This window comes from Duganella phyllosphaerae (assembly GCF_001758785.1).
In the GTDB taxonomy this organism is placed as follows: Bacteria; Pseudomonadota; Gammaproteobacteria; order Burkholderiales; family Burkholderiaceae_D; genus Rugamonas; species Rugamonas phyllosphaerae.
On sequence record NZ_LROM01000071.1, the window covers coordinates 162,585 to 182,533 of the forward strand.

At 65.0% G+C, this 19,949-nt stretch carries 15 protein-coding genes and 1 pseudogene; 7 read left to right on the forward strand and 9 right to left on the reverse strand.

Going from position 1 to position 19,949, the window contains the following annotated elements; translation table 11 throughout:
• Nucleotides 1-25: 25 nt before the first annotated feature.
• The 3 genes from DUPY_RS08995 to DUPY_RS09005 are packed head-to-tail and all read left to right on the forward strand — an operon-like array spanning nt 26 to nt 3,127.
• Nucleotides 26-1,204, forward strand: a complete 1,179-nt coding sequence (locus DUPY_RS08995; protein WP_070247480.1) for a tetratricopeptide repeat protein — start codon at nt 26-28, stop codon at nt 1,202-1,204.
• Complete coding sequence (locus DUPY_RS09000) at nt 1,201-2,331, forward strand: HupE/UreJ family protein (protein WP_070247481.1); 1,131 nt, start codon at nt 1,201-1,203, stop codon at nt 2,329-2,331. Before DUPY_RS08995 ends, DUPY_RS09000 begins: the two co-directional genes overlap by 4 nt.
• Nucleotides 2,332-2,368: 37 nt before the next feature.
• Nucleotides 2,369-3,127 carry a YoaK family protein gene (locus tag DUPY_RS09005; RefSeq protein ID WP_070247482.1) on the forward strand — a complete coding sequence of 253 codons (759 nt, stop codon included), beginning with the start codon at nt 2,369-2,371 and terminating at the stop codon, nt 3,125-3,127.
• Nucleotides 3,128-3,142: 15 nt separating this feature from the next.
• On the opposite strand, the gene DUPY_RS09010 is transcribed toward DUPY_RS09005, so the two are convergent.
• The 6 genes and pseudogenes from DUPY_RS09010 to DUPY_RS27175 all read right to left on the reverse strand — a co-directional run.
• Entirely contained in the window at nt 3,143-5,131 is a 1,989-nt protein-coding gene (locus DUPY_RS09010; protein ID WP_229255298.1) for a rhamnogalacturonan lyase, read from the reverse strand.
• Complete coding sequence (locus DUPY_RS09015; RefSeq protein ID WP_229255302.1) at nt 5,131-6,552, reverse strand: glycoside hydrolase family 88/105 protein; 1,422 nt, start codon at nt 6,550-6,552, stop codon at nt 5,131-5,133. The genes DUPY_RS09010 and DUPY_RS09015 overlap by 1 nt, the downstream gene beginning before the upstream one ends.
• A gap of 196 nt (nt 6,553-6,748) precedes the next feature.
• The gene (locus DUPY_RS09020) at nt 6,749-7,453 is read right to left on the reverse strand and encodes a TIGR00266 family protein (RefSeq protein WP_070247484.1); all 705 of its coding nucleotides are present in this window, start codon (nt 7,451-7,453) and stop codon (nt 6,749-6,751) included.
• A 20-nt stretch (nt 7,454-7,473) separates the two neighbouring features.
• Entirely contained in the window at nt 7,474-8,805 is a 1,332-nt protein-coding gene (locus DUPY_RS09025; RefSeq protein ID WP_070247485.1) for a VWA domain-containing protein, read from the reverse strand.
• 34 nt (nt 8,806-8,839) lie between these two features.
• Nucleotides 8,840-9,415: a TerD family protein gene (locus DUPY_RS09030; RefSeq protein ID WP_070247486.1), complete on the reverse strand. Its 576-nt coding sequence runs from the start codon at nt 9,413-9,415 to the stop codon at nt 8,840-8,842.
• 213 nt (nt 9,416-9,628) lie between these two features.
• Nucleotides 9,629-9,739 (reverse strand): annotated as a pseudogene (locus tag DUPY_RS27175) (isochorismatase family protein); the annotation flags it as partial.
• A gap of 103 nt (nt 9,740-9,842) precedes the next feature.
• Here DUPY_RS27175 and DUPY_RS09035 point away from each other — a divergent pair.
• From DUPY_RS09035 to kefC, 4 genes are all read left to right on the forward strand, one after another.
• Nucleotides 9,843-11,984 carry a glycoside hydrolase family 65 protein gene (locus DUPY_RS09035; protein ID WP_084640626.1) on the forward strand — a complete coding sequence of 714 codons (2,142 nt, stop codon included), beginning with the start codon at nt 9,843-9,845 and terminating at the stop codon, nt 11,982-11,984.
• A gap of 100 nt (nt 11,985-12,084) precedes the next feature.
• Nucleotides 12,085-12,324: a hypothetical protein gene (locus DUPY_RS09040; RefSeq protein ID WP_070247487.1), complete on the forward strand. Its 240-nt coding sequence runs from the start codon at nt 12,085-12,087 to the stop codon at nt 12,322-12,324.
• A 91-nt stretch (nt 12,325-12,415) separates the two neighbouring features.
• Nucleotides 12,416-13,861 (forward strand): NAD-dependent succinate-semialdehyde dehydrogenase, encoded by a 1,446-nt coding sequence (locus DUPY_RS09045; RefSeq protein WP_070247488.1) that lies wholly within the window; start codon nt 12,416-12,418, stop codon nt 13,859-13,861.
• A gap of 74 nt (nt 13,862-13,935) precedes the next feature.
• Nucleotides 13,936-15,750: a glutathione-regulated potassium-efflux system protein KefC gene (kefC, locus tag DUPY_RS09050; protein WP_070247489.1), complete on the forward strand. Its 1,815-nt coding sequence runs from the start codon at nt 13,936-13,938 to the stop codon at nt 15,748-15,750.
• Here kefC and DUPY_RS09055 read toward each other — a convergent pair whose 3' ends face one another.
• The 3 genes from DUPY_RS09055 to DUPY_RS09065 form a co-directional block, all read right to left on the reverse strand.
• Entirely contained in the window at nt 15,751-17,652 is a 1,902-nt protein-coding gene (locus tag DUPY_RS09055; protein ID WP_208600014.1) for a CocE/NonD family hydrolase, read from the reverse strand.
• A gap of 125 nt (nt 17,653-17,777) precedes the next feature.
• Entirely contained in the window at nt 17,778-18,695 is a 918-nt protein-coding gene (locus DUPY_RS09060; protein ID WP_070247491.1) for a type 2 periplasmic-binding domain-containing protein, read from the reverse strand.
• A gap of 81 nt (nt 18,696-18,776) precedes the next feature.
• On the reverse strand, nt 18,777-19,889 hold the full coding sequence (locus DUPY_RS09065) for an MBL fold metallo-hydrolase (RefSeq protein WP_229255299.1): 1,113 nt from the start codon (nt 19,887-19,889) through the stop codon (nt 18,777-18,779).
• Nucleotides 19,890-19,949 lie beyond the last annotated feature (60 nt).

Sequence of the window (19,949 nt, forward strand, 5' to 3'; positions counted from 1 at the left end):
CCGGTTGTCATTGCAGGATGCATCGATGACCCGAATTCAGAATCTGCTGTCTCTCATTGCGCTGCTGGGCGCGGCCCTGTGCGCGCAGGCTGCGCCCTACCTGCCCGCCAGCGGCGCCCAGGTGATCGAAACCCTGCCGCGCCGGGGCGACCCGGTGCAGCAGGAACTGCGCCGCCTGCGCGCCCAGTTGAACGCGCAACCGAACGACGTGGCGCTGGCCGCCACGCTGGCGCGCCGCTATATCGCACTGGGCCGCAGCGAGACCGATCCGCGCTACCTCGGCTACGCCCAGGCCGCGCTGGCGCCGTGGTGGCGGCAGCCCGCGCCCCCGCCCGAGGTGCGCCTGCTGCGCGCCACCCTGCTGCAAAGCACCCACCAGTTTCCCGCCGCGCTGGCCGACCTGCAAGGCGTGCTGGCGCAGGAACCGAAAAATGCCCAGGCCTGGCTCACGCTGGCCACCGTGCAAACCGTGCAGGGCGACTACGCCAGCGCCACCAGCAGCTGCGCGCGGCTGTCGGCGCTGGCCAATGAACTCATTACCGTCACCTGCGTGGCCCAGGTGGGCGCAGTGACCGGCCGCGCGGCGCCCAGCGAAAAGCTGCTGGCACTGACGCTCGAGCGCAGCGGAGCCACCAAGCCGGAATTGCAGGTATGGGTATTGACGCTGCTGGCCGAGATGGCGCAGCGGCGCGACGCCGCCACCGTGGCCGAAGCCCGCTTCCAGCGCGCGCTGGCGCTCGATCCGCACGACAGCTACCTGCTCGGCGCTTACAGCGACTTCCTGCTCGAACAAAAGCGGCCATCGCGGGTGGAAGCACTGCTGGCCGACCAGACCCGCATCGACGCGCTGCTGCTGCGCCGCGCGCTGGCGCTGCAGCAGCAAGGCAAGACCGCGCCGCTGGCGGCCGACGTGGCCGAACTGGCCGCGCGCTTCGACGCCGCCATGCTGCGCGGCGACACCGTGCACCAACGCGAACAGGCCCGCTTCGAGCTGCTGCGGCGCGACGCCACCAAGGCGCTCGCGCTGGCGCGCAAGAACTGGGCGATTCAGAAGGAGCCGGCCGACATGCGCATCTACCTGGAAGCGGCCGTGCAGGCGCGCGACCGTGAGGCCGCGCAACCGGTGCTCGACTGGATCGCCAAACACAAGACCGAGGACGCAGCCGCCGCCAGGCTGGTGCGCCAGCTCGGAGAATCGGCATGATGGGCTTTTGGTTGGTTCGGCTGGTTCGGCTGCTTTGCCTGCTGTGTTTGAGCGGCGTGGCGCTGCCGGCGCTGGCCCACAAGCCCAGCGACAGCTACCTGGCGCTCGACGTCAAGGGCGCGCAGGTCAGCGGCCAGTGGGACATCGCGCTGCGCGACCTCGATTTCGCCATTGGCCTCGACCAGGACGGCGACGGCAAGCTGACCTGGGATGAAATCCGCGCGCGCCATGCGGCCATTGCCGCCTACGCGCTCGAGCGGCTGGCGCTATCGACCGAGCAAGGCCCGTGCGTAGCCAAGGCCAATGAACAACTGATCGACAACCACACCGACGGCGCCTACAGCGTGCTGCGGTTCACCGCCACCTGCGCGGCGCCCGTCAAGTCGCTCGATGTCCATTACAGCCTGTTCGCCGACGTCGATCCGCAGCACAAAGGCTTGCTGCGCCTGACCCACGATGGCGAAACCTCGACCGCCATCTTCGATCCGCAGCATGCGCACCAGGCGCTGGCCGTGGCCGCACCCGACCGCTGGCGCCAGTTCGCCACCTACGTCAAGGAAGGCGTGTGGCATATCTGGATCGGCTACGACCACATCCTGTTCCTGCTGTCGCTGCTGCTGCCGGCGGTGCTGCTGGCGCCACCGGCCAACAACCTGCGCGGCGCCTTCATCGACGTGCTCAAAGTGGTCACCGCCTTTACGCTGGCGCATTCGATCACGCTCACCCTGGCCAGCCTGTCGCTGATCTCGTTACCGTCGCGGCTGGTGGAGTCGGCGATTGCTGCCTCGGTGGTGCTGGCGGCGGTGAACAATATCTACCCGCTGTTCCGCACGCGGCGGCCGGTGGCGGCGTTCGCGTTCGGGCTGCTGCACGGCTTCGGTTTTGCCAGTGTGCTGGGCGACCTGGGACTGCCGCAAGGCGCGCTGGTCACCAGCCTGCTCGGTTTTAACGTGGGCGTGGAGATCGGCCAGCTGTGTATCGTGGCGGTGTTCCTGCCGTTGGCCTGGCTGCTGCGCGACACGCGCTTCTACCGCCTGCTGCTGACCGGCGGCTCGGCGCTGATCGCCTTGCTGGCGCTGGTGTGGTTCGTCGAGCGGGCTTTCGACATGCCGTTGCTCGGCAGTTGATCTATACTCGGGCATGGTCTTTTGCAGGCGGTGCCCGATGCCACTCAATTATTCGCTCAACTACTCGCGGCGGCTCACTGGCCGCACCCGCACCCAGCCGGCCAACCGCCAGCTGGGCTGCATGCTGGCCTTTATCGCCGGTGCGGTCAACGCGGGGGGCTTTCTGGCGGTGCAGCACTACACGTCGCACATGACCGGCATTGTCTCGGCCATGGCCGACCAGCTGGCGCTGGGCATGTACAGCCTGGTGGCAGTGGGTTTGAGTGCACTGGTGTCGTTCCTGCTGGGCGCGACCCTGTCGACCATGATGGTGCGCCACTCGCGCCAGCGCAACCTGCACAGCGAGTACGCGCTGCCGCTGCTGGTGGAAGCGGGCCTGCTGCTGTGCTTTGGCCTGCTGGGCAGCCAGATCAGCGGTTTCAACGGCTACTATGTATCGGCCACGGTGATGCTGCTCAGCTTTATCATGGGCCTGCAAAACGCCGTCATCACCAAGCTGTCCAACGCTGAAATCCGCACCACTCACATTACCGGCGTGATCACCGACATCGGCATCGAAATGGGCAAGCTGCTGTGCCCCGGTACAGGCGCCAAAGCGCCGGACCGCTCCCGCCTGCGCCTGCTGGCCATGCTGGCGCTGTGCTTTTTCATCGGCGGCGTGAGCGGCGCGCTCGGCTTCAAGCATCTCGGCTACGCGGCCACGGTGCCGCTGGCCGTCACCCTGATGGCGCTGTCGATCATTCCGATCGCCGACGACCTGCTCGACTACCTGCGCCAGCGCGGCCGGCGCCGGTAGTCGAGCAGACAACCCTTACTGCGGTTTGCGCACCATCACGTTGGACGCTGGCGGCGTCGCCATGCCGTCGCCGATGAAGAAGCTCGGGTACGGCGGCTGGTTGTAGGCGGTGTTTTGCCAGGCCACGGCCACGCGGTACTGCGGGTCGTGCATCAGGGTGACCAGGCGCCGTGCGGTCGGATGCGGCGTGGTGTACACGCGCAGGAATTTCTCGTCGGGCGTGTGCCAGATCACCTCTTCGCGCCAGTCGCCCAGCAGGTCGGCCGACACCACCGGGACGTTCTTGGTGCCGTTCGACGCCACCACGCCGTTCGCCTCGAGCAGCGTGTGCGATTTGCCAGCCTTCCAGTCCCACTTGTTGATGCGATTCTTGTCGAACAGTTCGCGCAGTTCGTCACCGTCCCACCACACCACGAAGCTCGCTTCCACCGGCCGACGGACGCCGTCGATCGGTTTGCCCTGCGCCGTGTACAACGTGGTGCTGTTGGTGGCCCACGCTTCGGTGCCGGGGAAGCGCGGGTCGATGTCGGCGGCCACCGCGCGGCCGGTGTCCTTCTCGGCCGGGGTGCTCCACAGGATCTGCCCGGTCCTGGCGTCGAGCATGGCCGAGCCGATCTGGCCGTTGCCGCGCACGTCTTCGTGGGCGCCGAATTTTTCCAGGCCAGGGCGGGTGGGATCGAGGTCGCTCACGGCCATGGCGTCGCCGTGGCCCAGGCGCGAACTCCACAGCCCTTTGCCGTTGTCGTCGAGCGCCATGGCGCCGTAGACGATTTCGTCACGACCGTCGCCATCGACGTCGGCCACGCTGAACTGGTGGTTGCCCTGGCCGCCGAAGGCTTCGTTGCCGGGCGTGGAGCTGTCGAAAGTCCAGCGCTGGGTGAGCTTGCCGTCGCGCCAGTCCCAGGCGGCCACCGTGGTGCGCGCGTAGTAGCCGCGCGCCATCACGATGCTGGGGCGCTGGCCGTCCAGGTACGCGGTGCCGGCCAGGAAGCGGTCGGAGCGATTGGCATAGCCATCGCCCCAGGTCTCTTTCATTTGCGCGGTGGTCGGCGCATCGGTACGCGGATCGCGGGCCGGCCAGTATGGCGCACTGGCCAGCGCACGGCCGGTCAAGCCATCGAAGATCGTCAGGAATTCCGGGCCTTTCAGGATGCGGCCCTGCAGCGGCGCCACCATGGTGCCGTCGGCCTTGACCACGCCGCCGGTGCGGTCGGTCGAGCCCACTTCGCCCCCCTTCTCGCGCCAGTCGGCATGCGGGTCGCCCAGCACCTTGCCGGCGCCGTCGATGGTGCCGTCGCTGGTGCGCACGGCCAATTCGGCGCGGCCGTCGCCGTCGTAGTCGTACACCTGGAACTGGGTGTAATGGGCGCCGGCGCGGATGTTTTTACCGAGGTCGATACGCCACAGGCGCTTGCCTTCGAGCGTGTACGCGTCCAGCATCACCGGTCCGGTGTAACCGTCGAAGGCATTGTCCTTGGCGTTGGTCGGGTCCCACTTGAGGATGATTTCGTAGCGGCCGTCGCCATCGAGGTCGGCCACGCTGGCTTCCTGCGCGGTGTAAGTGTAGGCCTGGCCGGTGGGCGTGACGCCGCCCGCCGGCTGGTCGATGGCGATGCCGAGGAAGCCGTCGGCCCAGACGCCCACTGGCTTGCTCGCGGCGACTTGCTTGCCCGCGACCAGCGTGCGCACCGTGTAGGTCGATGTGGCCTTGCCGGCTTTATCGACCAGGTTGGTGGCGCCCGCCAGCGGCTGGTCGTTGAGTTTCTGGCCGTCGCGGTAGACGTCGAAGGCGGTGTCGGACGCGTCGTTGGCCAGCAGGCGCCAGCTGACCAGGTTGCCCGCTTCGACCGCCGGCACGGCCACCACGCCACGGTCCAGCGCTTCCACCCAACGTGCGGCCGGGCCGCTGGCTGGCGTCACCGCGCTTGCCGTGCTGGCAGCGCCCAGCACCAGGGTTGCCGCCACCAGCGCCACGCTGCGGCGTAATGCGAATACTGTTTTCATTAACGCAGGCCCTGGTACATCAAGCCGCTGTCATTGAGGCCGAACTTGAACTTCTTGTTCATCTCGATGATCTCGGCGCCAGCCAGCAGCGCCGGGCCGTAGCCATGGGCCGCCTTCACGCTGGTCGGGCGATACGAGTAGAACGCCGGATCGAACGCCATGCCGGTGCCCACGCAGATGCCTTCGATCTGGCCGTTGGCCAGCACCTTGGAGGCGGTGGCATTCCAGGCCAGGTTGGCCATCGGGCCGTAGGCCTGCGCTTCGACGTAGCCGCGATTGACGGCGCGCGCGATGGCGTAGGTGTAAATGGCGGTGGCCGAGGTTTCCTGGTAGGTGTCGGGACGGTCGATCAGCTGGTGCCAGAAACCGTCGCGGGTCTGGTACGTGGACAGGCCCTTGATGTGGGCGCGCAGCTGCTTGACGATGGCGTCGCGCATCTTGTGATTTTTCGGCAGCACTTCCAGCACTTCCACCATCGACATCACGGCCCAGCCATTGGCGCGGGCCCAGTGCATCTCCGGATGGTCGGCCTGGCCTTCCACGTAGCCGTGCATATAGATGCCCAGCTGCGGGTTGAACATGCGCTTGGAGAATTGCAGCACCTGCCTGGCGGCGTCGTCGAAATGCTTGCTGTCGCCGTTGACGGCGCCCAGGTAGGCAATCGTCGGCACGCCCATGAACATGTCGTCGAGCCACACGGTGTTTTTCAGCGGACGGGCCTTGAAGCCGCCGTTGCCATCGGCGCCGCCACGGGCAAACGTGCCGTCCGGCAGGCGGTACTCTTTCTTGGTGACGAAGTTGCCGCAAATGCCGATCATCTGGGTGTAATCGACCTTGGAGCCGCCGAGCTTGGCCTTGAGGAAGCTGTGGCACAGCGCGCCCGCGTCATCGAGTGCATGCGGGTTCAGGAAGCTCTTGTGCGGCGCGTGCGAATTTTTCAGGTCGGCCTGCACCACCGGGTTATACAGTTTGGTCAGGTCGGCCAGCAGCTGGTGGCGCTTGATGGTGTAGTCGGTGTAACGCGCATCGCCCGTGGCGGCGCCGGCAGCGAGCATGCCCAGGTAGGTCACGCCCCACTCGTAGCTGGTCAGGCGGAAGTCGCCCGGCTTGAAGACGGCGTCGGGATCGGCGGTGGTCAGGTTGGTGATCGGCGTGCCGTCGGACTTGTGGATCAGTTCAGCCGGCGTGGTGCGTTCGAGGTAGGTGTACACGCGGTCGAGGACAGTCTTGACTTCTTCCGCGCTCATGGCACGGTAAGGCGTGGGATACTCGACCGTCAGCGCGTGCAGCATGGCGTCGGCGGCGGCCGGGCCCTTCTCTTGCGCGGCCGGGGCTTCCTGCGCCACAGCGTTGAACACCACCGGGAACAAACCGGCAACGAGTGCGCCCGTCAGGCAGCGGCGCAGCGTCGAGGAATTCATCAAGTACGTCTCCTTCATTTGAGTTGTTTTGAACCGGCCGGGATCACCAGGTAGGGTCCGGTCGCAACTGGGAGTGTACCCGCCTGCAACAACTCGAATGCGTCAAGCTGATGATTGTTGTGCGCAACTATGAGCAATAATTTACTCAAATGCTCAACCTGTCACCGGCGCGATCAGAAACGAAACTATATGTACTCTACGCCGGCTTTTGCACCCACTGCAGGAAGCCGGTGCGGTTGCGCGAGCAAATGTGGATTTTGCCGGTGCCGCTAAAGCGCAGCACCACGCCCTCGCCGCTGGTCTGGCTGTTGATCATGTTGCCGATCATGCCGCCGATACCGCCGCCGGTGCTGCCGGTGGTCACGCTGATCTCGTAGCGCAGCGTGCTGTCCCAGCAGACCACGTGCGAGTTGTCGATGATGACGTCCTTGCCCGGCACCACGTCGAGCTGGAACATCGAGCCAAAGCCCGACACCACCACCTGGCCACGGCCGGTCGCTTCCATCACGAAGAAACCGCCCGATTGCGCGAACAACGCATTACCCAGGCTCTGGGTGCGGGTTTTCAGTTCAACGCCGTCGGACGCGGCCACAAAAGCGCCGTCGTTGAGGGTGTAGGTGGCGGGGCCGATATCGACCACCTGCATGGCGCCGGGCAGCGTGGGCGAGAGCAGGCAGTCGCCGTCGCCGCGCACGGCTTCGATATGCTGCTGGAAGAACGATTCGCCGTTGGCCATGCGCCGCATGATCGAGCCCATGATGCCGCCGGTCATGCGGCCCTTGAGGTCGAGATTGGTTTCCATCATGACCATCGCGTCGGATTCGCAATAGATTTTTTCGCCACGGCGCAGGGCAACGTGGAGGAAGGGATCGACGTCCCCGGTGACGGTAAAGGTAGGCATGGTGATTTTTCTTGGGTGGGTTAAGCGATCAGGCCGGCGCCGCGGGCGGCCTTGAGCCAGTCCGGGTATTCGGCCATCAGTAAATCGTACAGTTCGGCGTCGGTATATTCGTCGGGCGAGGCGACCGAGAAGTAATTGGCGTTATCGACCAGGCGGCCCGGCAATTCGTCCAGGCTTTCCAGGAACGGGAAGTCGGAGTCGGCAAAGCTGGCAAGCTTGCGGTTCTTCGACTTGCGCCCCTTGCCGATGCCCATGAACTGCCAGAAAATCGCCTCGTGGCTGGACCAGCGCACCTGGCGCTCGGCCAGGCCCTGGTCGGAGGTGCCGCCGTCGGTGACGAACATCACGTACACGGGCAGGTCGGCGCGCTGCGGCTTGTTGCGCTCGCCACCGGCGCCGTCGGGGAAATAGAAACGGCGCACGGCTTCGAGCGCGGCGCCGTAGCGGGTGTCGCCTTCGAGCGGATGGCGGTCGATGGTTTTTTGCACGAAGCCGGCAAAGTTGCTGATGCCCATGGGATCGACGTGGTGGACATTGCGGCCGAACAGGAACACGTCGATCTCGCCGTCATCGTCGAACTTGCAACCGAGCGCGAGGATGCGCTCGGCAAACTGCTGCACCAGGCCGCGCTTGTACAACATGCCCATCGAGCCTGAAATATCGAGCACCAGGCACACGCGGGCGCGGTGGCTTTGCAGCCCCACTTTTTGCAGCGAGACGCTGGCCGACTTGACCAGGCTGACCAGTTGCGGCGCCTGCTGTTGCAAGCGTTTTTCCAGGTCGACGCCGGATTTGACGGAAGCAGGTGCCGGCGCAGATGCAGGCGCTGGCCCATCATCGACGGCGCCGCCGAAGTGGCGCACCAGCACGTCGAGACCGCCATCGAAACCCTGGCCCGAGGCCATGAAGCGCCATTCGCCGTTGCGGCGATAAATCTCGCCGACCATCAGCGCCCGTTCGGACGCGAAATCGGCGCCGGTGAAGGCGAAGCGGACGAGCTCCTCGTCGCCGGCCAGCAGCCGCAGGTAACCGGATTGAAGTTGCGACATCACGCCGGGGCCGTCGATGCTGGCGGTGATTACCACCCGCTCGACCGTGGCCGGCAGGCGCGCCAGGTGAAAGGTAAAGCGCTGTGCGCCGGCCAGTCCGTTACCAATGAACACCCCACCACACGGCGTGGCAGGCTGGTTGAAGAACGTCATGTAAGGCTCGCCGACGAGTTTGCCGTTGGCGTCCAGCGCAAAGCTGGCGACGTCGAGCGCCAGTCCCTGCGCCGCAAACTCGGCATGAAAGGCCCGGTCGGTGATGGCGGGCGCCAAGGTAACGCGTCCCCCTTTGGAAATCTGTTCCATGGCGCTCCTGCCCGGTGAGCTTATTTAAGCGTCGTTACGCGTTGACGCCGAACGAACGCGCGAGGGGACCGAGGCCGCCCTTGAAGCCCTGGCCGATGGCGCGGAATTTCCAGTCGCTGCCATGGCGATACAGTTCGCCGAAGATCATCGCGGTTTCGGTGGAGCCGTCTTCGGACAGGTCGTAACGGGCCAGCTCGCCGCTGTTGGCGGCGTTCAGGCAGCGGATGTAGGCCTTGCCCACCATGCCGAAGTTCTGGCGGCGCGCATCGGCTTCGTGGATGGTGACGCAGAACGCCACGCGATCGATATCGGCCGGAATGGCGGACAGGTCGATGTTGAGGGTCTCGTCGTCGCCGTCGCCCTGGCCGGTCGTGTTGTCGCCGGTGTGGACGACCGAGCCATCGGTGGATTTGAGGTTGTTGTAGAAAATGAAGTCGGAGTCGCCACGCACTTTACCGTCGGTCTTGAGCAGGAAAGCGCTACCATCGAGGTCGAAAGCGGAGCCGTCGGACGAGCGCGGATCCCAGCCCAGGCCGATGACAACCTTGGTCAGGCCCGGTGCTTCCTTGCTCAGGTTGACGTTACCGCCTTTTTGCAAACTAATAGCCATATTCGTTTCCTTTCAATACAGGTTGTTGGGACAGTGCGCTGTTGATATAAATGCTGTTGATATCAATTTCATCAGCCTTGAATCATCATATCAAAGGCATGACAATCGGGTCACGCCGCTGACTTGTTTTCGCGATGCAATATTGTGAGTAATATACATGAAGCATCCTGATTGTAAAGTGGCGGTGCGGGCGCCCGGGAGTGGAATCCATCGCTATTTAATCAGCGCCAGCACCTCGCGAAAGCGCGGATGACGGCAAGTCTCGAGCCATTCGAACGCCACCATCTCCACCGTGGCGCAGGTGATGCCCGCGCCAGCCAGCCGAGGCATGGGGCATGAGTGCTCCGGGCAGGTGGTTTGAAATGTGGCAGCAAGTTGCTGCACTATGGGTTCACTATTCTATCTTTGTGGCTAATGGAATCACTCAATGAAAATTCCCCGTCTCGCCTGTCTATGTTTGCTCGCCCTCGCTTCCAGCCTCGCCAGCGCCTCCGCCGAACCCATGCCGCCCATCGACCGCCAGGCGGTCGTTGCGCGCCACGCGCCGCGGTTGCGGGCGATGGATCCGCAGGCGCCGCTTACGGTGGGCAACGGGCGGTTCGCTTTTACGGCCGATGTGACCGGGCTGCAAACGCTGCCCGACCTGTATCACGCACACGGTATTCCACTGGAAACCCAGGCGCGCTGGTCGTGGCACGAGGACGCCAACCCTGCCGGCTACACACTGGCCGACGCCAACGTCGCGTACACCGCACATGGCCGCACGGTGGGCTATCCCACCAATGCCAAATCCGCGGCCGGCCAGTGGCTGCGCGAAAATCCGCATACGCAGCCGCTGCCGCGCATCGGCTTCGTGCTCACCGGCAAGGATGCGCGCGCGATCTCCGGCGCCGACCTCATCGCCATCGACCAGCGCCTCGACCTGTGGCAAGGCCGCTTGCACAGCCGGGTCACGCTGCTTGGCCAGCCGGTCAGCGTGCACAGCGCGGTGGCGCCTGACAGCGACGCGCTGGCCCTGGCGATCACGTCGCCGCTGCTGGGGCAAGGTCGGCTGGCGGTGCGCATCGCGGTGCCGCTCGGTTACGGGCGCGCCAAAACCCACCACAATCCGCCGCTCGATTTTACGCAGCCCGACGCCCATCGCAGCACGGTGCTCGAACAATCCGGCCGCAAGCTGGTGGTGGAACATCGGCGCGATGGCGCCCGTTATGCCATGACCGTGACCAGCGGCGGCAAACTCGTGATCACCCACCCGGCGCCGCACGTGTTGCAAATCGCCCCCGCCAGCGGCGACAAATTGGACCTCACGGTCGCCTTCGCCCAAGACGGCGTGGCGCAGGCGCCGGACGCGGCTGCCGTATTCGACACCAGCGCCCGCCACTGGCAGCGTTTCTGGCAACAAGGCGCGGCCATCGATTTTGCCGGCAGCAGCGACCCGCGCGCGCCGGAACTCGAGCGCCGCGTGGTGCTGTCGCAATACCTGACGGCGGTGCAGACAGGCGACACCTTGCCGGCATCGGAAAGCGGGCTCACCACGTCCACCTGGTACGGCAAGCATCACACCGAAATGGTGTGGTGGCACACCGCCCACTTCGCGCTGTGGGGACGGCCAGAATTTACTGCGCGCACGCTGTCGTGGTACCAGCGCACCTTGCCGGTGGCCCGCGCGGTGGCGCAAGAGCGCGGTCTGACCGGTGCGCGCTGGATGAAGATGACCGGGCCCGGCGGGCGTGAAAGCCCGGGCGGCAACCCGCTGATCGCCTGGAACCAGCCGCACGCGATCCACCTGGCCGAACTGCTGTACCGCGCCGATCCTACTGCGGCCACCCTGGCGCGCTACCGCGAACTGGTGTTCGACACCGCCGAAGGCATGGCCTCGATGCTGCACTGGGACGATGCGGGCCAGCGCTATGTGCTCGGCCCGCCGCTGTGGATCGCCCAGGAAATCTACGACCAGCGCACCAGCATGAATCCCGCCTACGAACTCGGTTACTGGGCCCGTGGCCTGGAAATCGCCCAGCAATGGCGCGAACGGCTGGGCCTGGCGCGCGATGCGGGCTGGGAACAACGGCGCACGCACCTGTCGCAGTTGCCGGTCAAGGACGGCAAATACGTGGCGCTGGAGTCGCACCCCGACACCTGGGACAACGTCGATAGCCGCCACGACCATCCGTCATTCCTGATGGCGCTGGGCCAGTTGCCGGGCGACGGCGTCGACCGCGAGACCATGCGCCGCACGCTGCACGCGGTACTGTCCAGCTGGGACTGGAAAACCAAGATCTGGGGCTGGGACTACCCAATGATTGCCATGACGGCCGCGCGCCTCGGTGAAACGCAGGCGGCGGTGGACGTGCTGCTCAAAACGGACGGCCCCAACAACAACTACACAGCCGCTGGCCACAACACCAACACCAACCTGCCGGCGTACCTGCCCGGCAACGGCGCGCTGCTGGCGGCCGTGGCCATGATGACGGGCGGCTGGGATGGCGCGCCAGAAGGCAATGCGCCCGGATTCCCGCGCGATGGCACGTGGGTGGTGCGGGCGGAAGGCTTTCAGCGTTTGCCTTGACCGGGGCTGCCGGATCATCCACCTGCCGGCATAAGTGCGCAAGCCAACGGATAAACCCGCTGGCAGCGACTATGCTGGGATTTTGGCAGGGAATATCGCCATGACCCATCACGATCACTTTCCCACCATCGAACGCCGCCACGACGGCCCCGTGCAAGCAGTCGATACCGGACTCGACGTCGCCACCAAGGAAGGCGTGGGACCGGCGCTCGAGTTCATGCTCACCCATGGCGTCGATCGTGGCACTGCGCTGCGCGTGCTGGCTGGGCCGGAGTTTCACCGCCCCAGCGCCTCCGCGCCGGATGAAGACCGAACTGACCACGTCGTACCCGGTTTCTGATTTTCTGGCAAAGTAGAGGTCGCTCGCGTAACCACCATCATGCGTGGTAATGCGCCCCGTATCAACTCATTCTGACCGGAGATCCCAGAAAATGACCACCACCAGCTATCCAGATACCCGCCTTTTGATCGCCAACGAGTGGCAAGACGCCACTGGCGGCAAGACCATCCCCGTCATCAATCCGGCCACCGGCCAGTCCATCGGCACCGTGGCGCACGCCAGCATCGCCGACCTCGACCGCGCATTGGAAGCGGCCCAGCGCGGCTTCGACGCCTGGCGCAAGGTGCCGGCCTTCGAGCGCGCCGCCATCATGCGCCGCGCTGCCGCCTTGCTGCGTGAACGCGCCGACGACATCGGTCGCCTGCTCACGCAAGAGCAAGGCAAACCACTGGCCCAGGCCAAGGCCGAGGCGACCGCCGGCGCCGACATCATCGACTGGTTTGCCGCCGAAGGCATGCGCGTGTATGGCCGCATTGTGCCCGCACGCAACCCTGCCGCCCAGCAACTGGTATTGAAAGAGCCGGTCGGCCCGGTTGCCGCCTTCACGCCGTGGAACTTCCCGATCAACCAGATCGTGCGCAAGCTCGCAGCTTCGCTGGCCACCGGCTGCTCGTTCCTGTGCAAGGCGCCCGAAGAAACCCCGGCCTCGCCGGCCGCGCTGCTGCAATGCTTTGTCGATGCCGGCGTGCCGCCCGGTACCGTGGGCCTGGTGTTCGGCGATCCGGCCGAAATTTCGGGCTACCTGATCCCACACCCGGTGATCCGCAAGGTCACCTTCACCGGCTCCACCCCGGTCGGCAAGCAACTGGCCGCGCTGGCCGGCGCCCACATGAAGCGCGTGACGATGGAGCTCGGTGGCCATGCCCCGGTGATCATCGCCGAGGACGCCGACGTGGCGCTGGCAGTGGAAGCGGCCGGCGGCGCCAAGTTCCGCAATGCGGGTCAGGTGTGCGTGTCCCCTACCCGCTTCCTGGTGCATAACAGCATCAAGGCCGAGTTTACCCGCGCCATGGTCGCCCATGCCGAAGGCCTGAAGCTCGGTAACGGCCTCGACGCCGGCACCACCCTCGGTCCATTGGCCAACCCGCGCCGCGTGTCCGCCATGACGCAACTGGTGGACGACGCCCGCGCCAAGGGCGCCAACGTGGCCACCGGCGGCCAGCGCGTGGGTACCGAAGGCAACTTCTTCGCGCCGACCATCCTGGCCGATGTACCGCTCAACGCCAGCGTCTTCAACGACGAGCCGTTCGGCCCGGTTGCCGCCATCCGTGGTTTCGACACCCTGGACGAAGCGATCGCCGAATCGAACCGCCTGCCGTTCGGCCTGGCCGGCTACGCGTTCACGCGCTCGATCAAGAACGCCCACCAGCTGATGCACAACGTCGAAGTGGGCATGTTGTGGATTAACCAGCCGGCCACGCCGAGCGCCGAGATGCCGTTTGGCGGCGTCAAGGATTCGGGCTATGGTTCGGAAGGCGGCCCGGAGGCGCTCGAGGCTTACCTCAATACCAAGGCAGTGTCGATGGTCGGGGTGTAACCCTCTCGGAGGATGGACGGGTTGCCCGTCGGATGCGATACTGATCCGATGAACAACTTCACTTCCTCCAACTCATGAGCCACGGTTTCCTCCTCCACATGGTGTTTTATCTGGTGGCGGCCGTGGTGCTGGTGCCGCTGGCCAAGCGCGCCGGCATGGGCGCCGTGCTCGGCTATCTTGCGGCCGGCGCCATCATCGGCCCCTGGGGCCTGTCCCTGATCGGCAACGTCGAGGATGTGCTCAGCATCTCCGAATTCGGCGTAGTGCTGATGCTGTTCCTGATCGGCCTCGAACTCGAACCAAGAAAACTGTGGTCGCTGCGCCGTCCCATCTTCGGCTGGGGCGGCTTGCAGGTGGTGGCCGTCAGCGCCGGCCTGGCCGGCGTGGCGATTGCGCTCGGCATCGACTGGCATATCGCCCTCGTGGCAGGCCTGGCGCTGTCGCTCTCGTCCACCGCCATCGTGCTGGCCACGCTGGGCGAGCGCAAGCTGCTGCCCAGCCCGGCAGGCTCGGCCAGTTTTTCCATTTTGCTGTTCCAGGACATTGCCGCCATCCCGATGATCGCGCTGGTGCCGCTGCTGGCCATGGCCGGCGTGGTCGCCGATCACGACGAGCAAGGCTGGATGAAGGCGGTCAAGCTGCTGGCCGTGCTGCTCACGCTGTTCGCCTGCGGACGATTCCTGGTCAACCCGGTGATGCGCTACCTGGCCCGCACCGGCCTGCGCGAACTGTTTACCGGCTTTGCGCTGCTGCTCATCATCGGCATTTGCCTGTTGATGGAATGGGTGGGCCTGTCGCTGGCGCTCGGCACGTTTACCGCCGGGGTGCTGCTGGCCGACTCCGAGTATCGCCACCAATTGATTAGCGACCTGGAGCCGTTCAAGGGCCTGCTGCTGGGGCTGTTCTTCATGGCGGTGGGCATGTCGGCCGACTTCGGCCTGCTGCTGGCGCAACCGTGGCTGGTGCTGGGCCTGACCTGCGCGCTGCTGCTGGTCAAAGGCGGCCTGTTGTACGGGATGTCGTTCTGGTTCGATATTCCGCGCGGCCAGCGCCTGTTCTTTGCGCTGTTGATGTCGCAGGGCGGCGAATTTGCCTTCGTGGTATTCGGCACGGCGGTGGACGCCAAGGTGCTGCCGCCGGCGACCGGGGCGCTGCTGGTGGTGGTGGTCACGCTGTCGATGGTGGCCACGCCGCTGCTGCTGCTGCTGCACGACAAGCTGGTGGCGCCGCGCCTGCGCACCGGCAAAAAGAAACGCGAGGCCGACAAGATTGCGGTGGAAAACCCGGTAATCATCGCCGGCTTCGGCCGCTTCGGCCAGATCGTCGGCCGCCTGCTGGCGGCCAACCGCATCGGCGTAACCGTGCTCGACCATGACCCCGACCAGATCGAGCTGCTGCGCAAGTTCGGCTACGAAGTGTTTTATGGTGACGCCACCCGCATCGACCTGCTGGAAGCGGCCGGCATCGGCAAGGCCAGCGCGCTGGTGATCGCCATCGACACCGTGGACGACAGCCTGGAACTGGTGGACGCCGTGCGCGAGCGCTATCCCGACCTGACCATCCTGGCGCGCGCGCGCAACGTCTCGCACTATTATTCGCTGCTCGACCGGGGCGTGACGCTGATCGAGCGCGAAACCTTCGAAGCGTCGCTGCAACTCGGCGCCAAGGTGCTGCAACAACTGGGCTTCGGCGCCGACCGCGCGGAGCAGGCTGCGCGCATCTTCCGCACCCATAACCTCAAGACCCTGCTGGAAGTGTATCCGCACCAGCAGGACCAGGACGAGATGGTGTCGATCACGCGCAAGGGCCGCCTCGAGCTCGAGGAGATGATGGCCGGCGATGCGGCGGCGTTCCGCGATGCGGAGAACGCCGCTGCATCGAAGCCATAATCACCTGGCAGGCAGCACCGGCAGCTCGATATAGCTTTGCGCGGCCGCTTCGTGATGGATCGCGTTGTCGGCCACCACGCCGGTTTTCTCGCTCTCGTTCGGCCCGCCCGTGTTGAGGTTGCGCACGAACTTGGGGAAGTTCGACGAGGTCACTTCCACCCGGATGCGGTGTCCGGCGGCAAAGCGGTTGGCGGTGGTGATCGGCGTGGGACGAATCGTGTACACCTGGTCCGGTGCCATCATGGCCGGCTTGTCGTAGCCATCGCGATAGCGGGCGCGGAAGATGGTGTCGCCGATGATGAGGGCGGTGCCATCGGGCGCCACGTCCACCAGCTTCACGGCAAAGTCGGTGTCCTTGGCGCTGGACGACACCTTCAGCACCGCATCGACAAAGCCCACCACGTCCACCGGTGCGGTCAGCGGCTCGCTGCTGTACACCAGCACGTCCTGGCGCGACTCGATCTGGCGCTGGTCGAACGCGCCCGGGATCACCACGCCGCCGTTGCAGCAGTCGCCGCCGCCGATGGTTTGCACCGGGTTCATCGGGTCGTAGCGATAGCGGTCGGCAGCCTCGGCAGCCGGCGGCGCGTCGCTGGCCAGGCGGCCGTCGCCGTACAGCGAATTGGCCTTGCCGCCGGAGCGCAGGTACAGCCGCAGCGGCCTGGCTTCCTGCGGCGGCCACTGGGCCGCGCTCTGCCAGCGGTTGGCGCCCATCAGGTAGTAGCGTACCCGCGGCGTGGACGCCGGGAAGGCTTTGCCGTCGCCCTTGAGCCAGCGGTCGAACCAGCTGTACACGGCGCCATCGACGTCGAAACTGGTGTCGCCCATGTCGCGCTCGCCCACCACCGTGTTCGGGCCCAGCTTGGCGAATTGGCAGTGCGGCACCGGTGCGATTACCGCGTACTGGTTGGCGCTTGCCTCCTTGTCGGTATTGGCCGTGCGCGCCAGGTTGAACAGCTCCATGTTCGGACCGATCGAGACGTCGTACCAGGTATTGAACCACAGCGCCGGCACACCCCAGCCCATGCCTTCGTGATACAGGCCGCCCTGGTTCCAGGCCGGATCGGCCGGGGTGCGGGCGATCAGTTGTTCGAACGTGGCCGGCGGCTCGCCCAGGTCGGTGAGCATCTGGTTCACCGGCAGGTGCTTGATCTGCTTGTTCCAGTCCACCTTGGGCTTGGTGGCGTCGAGGTCGTTGTAGGCCTCGATGCGCGCGCGCATTTTTTCATCGGTCAGCGTGGCCGGCAGTTCGGCGCGCAGCGGATTGTCCACGCCATACAGCCAGACGAAGAACAGGTTGCGCGGCACGCCGCCCGTGTACCAGTTACCCTGCTCCTGGAAGCGGCCGACCTTGCCGATCCCGGCGCCGGCCGACATCGGCACCATGGCCGCATGGGCCGGGTGGTTCATGCCGGCCAGGGCCAGTTGCCATTCGGCCGACGATGAGCAGCCCAGCGTGCCCACCTTGCCGTTCGACCAGGGCTGGCTGGCGATCCAGGTCAGCGCATCGTAGCCGTCGGTTTGCGGGTGGCCGAGGATTTCCCACTGGCCTTGCGAGAAGTAGCGGCCGCGCTCATTCTGCACGATAAAGGTATAGCCGCGCTTGACCGACTCGAGCACGTAGCGCAGCGTCGAACCGCGCAGCTTGTGCTCGTTGTACGGCGTGCGCCACAAAATCACCGGCTGCTTCGCTTGCGGCTTTTTCGGCGTATAGATGTCGGTGGACAGCGCCACGCCATCACGCATCGGCACCATCACGCCCAGGCGCGAGACGGCGATGGCGGACAATTCGGCTTCCTGCGCGGCGGGGCTGTACTTGCTGTAATCCTGCGCGGCCACCAGGGCCGTGGCGTGGGACAAAACCAGGGTGACGGCGACCAGTTTGACTGCTCTCTGTTTCACTACATGCTCCTTGAATGTCGATGACATCAAGAGTATGCAATATTTATGCCGGTGAGAGCGGCATAAAGCACCAGTTGCGCACGAAGTGTGCGCTTGGCGCCGCACGGCCGGCGACACGCACAGCCTTATTCCGCATCGTCCTGCTGGAGTATGCCCTTGCGGAAGGCGGCCAGCATGGAGGCCGGATGCTTGATGCCGGCCGATCTGGCCTGGGCGATCCAGCGCTTTTCTGCGGCGGCGAACTCTTTCTGATACTGTGCCAGGATCGCCGCCGCGGGCGACTGAAAGGAGATGTCGGCGTCATGCATGCCAATGTTCGCCCTCCACGCTTCCGCATCGAGCATGCGTCCCAGCAAGCCGGCAGCTTCGACGCCGCTGATACGATCAAGGGCAGCCCTGTCTTTTTCGGAAAGACGATTCCATGTGTCTTGGTTCAGTGCGAAGACATAACTGACGTTGGCAATGCCCCCTTTGAACATGATGGCAGTTCGCATCTTTTTATGACCGGGCAATGCCCCGACCTCCGTTGTCGTTCCGATCAGGACCGAACCATGCGACGCGTTCGCGGAGCCCGACTGTGATGTGAACAGGAATGCCGGCGGTTGCGTGAACACGGCCAGCACCTTGTACCCCTTGTGCTCTTGCGCCATCAGCGGGGTCTTCTCGTACACGCGTTGATAAGCGACCGACGTCGTTTCGGCAAAATCGCCAAGCAGCGGCAGATCGGCTATTCGGCTGATCCTGTAGCGTCGCGGATCGGTTTTATGGGAAAAGCTGATCAGGTCGACTTTGCCAGCCTGCAGCGCTGCCGCTGCATCCTCGTCGCGGATATGCATGTCTGCCGCAGCGCAGTGGATTCTGCCCTGGGTCGCCGATGCGGCCCGGTCACACCATGATGCCATTCCCTTGGCGGTGGCATCCGTGCGATCGGCCGGCGGATTGACCGTGAACGTCGTCGCGGCCAGGGACGCAACAGGGGGCGCCATCCCCATTGCCGCAACTACGATTACGGTGAAAAATCGTCGATACTCGTGCCACATCATGACTTCTCCAGCAGTCCATAAAAGATCCGGCTCAGCGGCGGACCACTGAACCGGCAACAGCTTTTTATTTCAAGCTGACGGTCAATCGTCAGCGCATTCCAGCGTCCCGGTACCCAGGCGCGGATTCGGTCCCAACGCCATCGGACCAGGTCCGCTGGCCGGCAGTCCGAGCAGCGCTTTGGCATCGGCGTTATCGAGCGTCTTCACGCCGGTTGCATCATACGACCAGGCATCCATGTAGTTGACCGGGATGAATTCGGCGACATTGTTCGCCGCCAGGAAGGCGGTAAGTTTCGGAAAATCCACCTTGCTGTACAGGTATTGCGGGCCGGTGAGAAGATTGAACGGGCCCGTCGACGAAGGACGTTCGGCGATATGGTGCGGGATGAAATATTTCACGCCAAAGGCAGGTACGATCACGCGCGCCTGCTGCACCGTGCGCGACTCGGGGCCGGGAACCCACAGTTCGAAATTGTCGATCTTGGCGTCTTTCATCGCGGCCGCCAGGTTGCTCAACGGCGCGCCGAAATTGCGGCCATTGGCGATGCGGTCGGTCACCAGCTCGGCGCCGCCGGCGCCGCTGTCGTGGACGAACCATGTCAGCTGTTTCGCCTTGGTGCGGGCGGTGAAAAGGAAGCCATAGCTCGAAGGACCGCCGCCGTTGGCGCCGTCGGTACCGGTATCGAATACGCCACAACCGACACTGTGCACCCAGCGCACCACGCGCATCGTGACATAAGGGCTCAGCTCGAATTTTTCACCGCCATTGATGGCGGTGCATTGCGCGGCCGGTACGCCGTACTTCACTGCGGCATCGCAAACGGCTTGCGGCGCGTAGGCGTGCTTGCCGGTCTGCTTGAGCCATTCGGGCATGCTCACCGAATGATCAGGATGGACATGCCCGACCAGCATGACGTCAACCGTGCCATGCGTCTTCAACGCGGCGTAGGCCCGGCTGACCGTTGCCGGGTTGGGCGTTGTCGACGGGAATGACACTTCACCATCGAGCATGACGCCCAGATCACCGATCTGATAATGCCAATTGGTGATGCCGAACCAGGTCATTCTCACGCTCTCGGGCGTCGCGTCGGCCGTGAGATTCTGTGCGCCGCCGCCGCAGGCGCCCAGCAGACTTGCTGCCAGCAGCGCCGCGATGACAGGCCGCGATTTCAGATAACTGATTTTTTTATTCATACTGTCCCCTCCTATTGTTTTTCTAAATCTGAACGCGCCGCCCGGACCGGCTCGGCGCCA

What these genes read in the sequence shown, in the direction of transcription:
- DUPY_RS09015 (WP_229255302.1), bottom strand. Translation starts at nt 6,552, where the DNA reads ATGAATTCCTCGACGCTGCGCCGCTGCCTGACGGGCGCACTCGTTGCC.
- kefC (WP_070247489.1), top strand. Translation starts at nt 13,936, where the DNA reads ATGAGCCACGGTTTCCTCCTCCACATGGTGTTTTATCTGGTGGCGGCC.
- DUPY_RS09045 (WP_070247488.1), top strand. Translation starts at nt 12,416, where the DNA reads ATGACCACCACCAGCTATCCAGATACCCGCCTTTTGATCGCCAACGAG.
- DUPY_RS08995 (WP_070247480.1), top strand. Translation starts at nt 26, where the DNA reads ATGACCCGAATTCAGAATCTGCTGTCTCTCATTGCGCTGCTGGGCGCG.
- DUPY_RS09060 (WP_070247491.1), bottom strand. Translation starts at nt 18,695, where the DNA reads ATGATGTGGCACGAGTATCGACGATTTTTCACCGTAATCGTAGTTGCG.
- DUPY_RS09020 (WP_070247484.1), bottom strand. Translation starts at nt 7,453, where the DNA reads ATGCCTACCTTTACCGTCACCGGGGACGTCGATCCCTTCCTCCACGTT.
- DUPY_RS09005 (WP_070247482.1), top strand. Translation starts at nt 2,369, where the DNA reads ATGCCACTCAATTATTCGCTCAACTACTCGCGGCGGCTCACTGGCCGC.
- DUPY_RS09030 (WP_070247486.1), bottom strand. Translation starts at nt 9,415, where the DNA reads ATGGCTATTAGTTTGCAAAAAGGCGGTAACGTCAACCTGAGCAAGGAA.
- DUPY_RS09040 (WP_070247487.1), top strand. Translation starts at nt 12,085, where the DNA reads ATGACCCATCACGATCACTTTCCCACCATCGAACGCCGCCACGACGGC.
- DUPY_RS09000 (WP_070247481.1), top strand. Translation starts at nt 1,201, where the DNA reads ATGATGGGCTTTTGGTTGGTTCGGCTGGTTCGGCTGCTTTGCCTGCTG.
- DUPY_RS09025 (WP_070247485.1), bottom strand. Translation starts at nt 8,805, where the DNA reads ATGGAACAGATTTCCAAAGGGGGACGCGTTACCTTGGCGCCCGCCATC.
- DUPY_RS09035 (WP_084640626.1), top strand. Translation starts at nt 9,843, where the DNA reads ATGAAAATTCCCCGTCTCGCCTGTCTATGTTTGCTCGCCCTCGCTTCC.
- DUPY_RS09010 (WP_229255298.1), bottom strand. Translation starts at nt 5,131, where the DNA reads ATGAAAACAGTATTCGCATTACGCCGCAGCGTGGCGCTGGTGGCGGCA.
- DUPY_RS09065 (WP_229255299.1), bottom strand. Translation starts at nt 19,889, where the DNA reads ATGAATAAAAAAATCAGTTATCTGAAATCGCGGCCTGTCATCGCGGCG.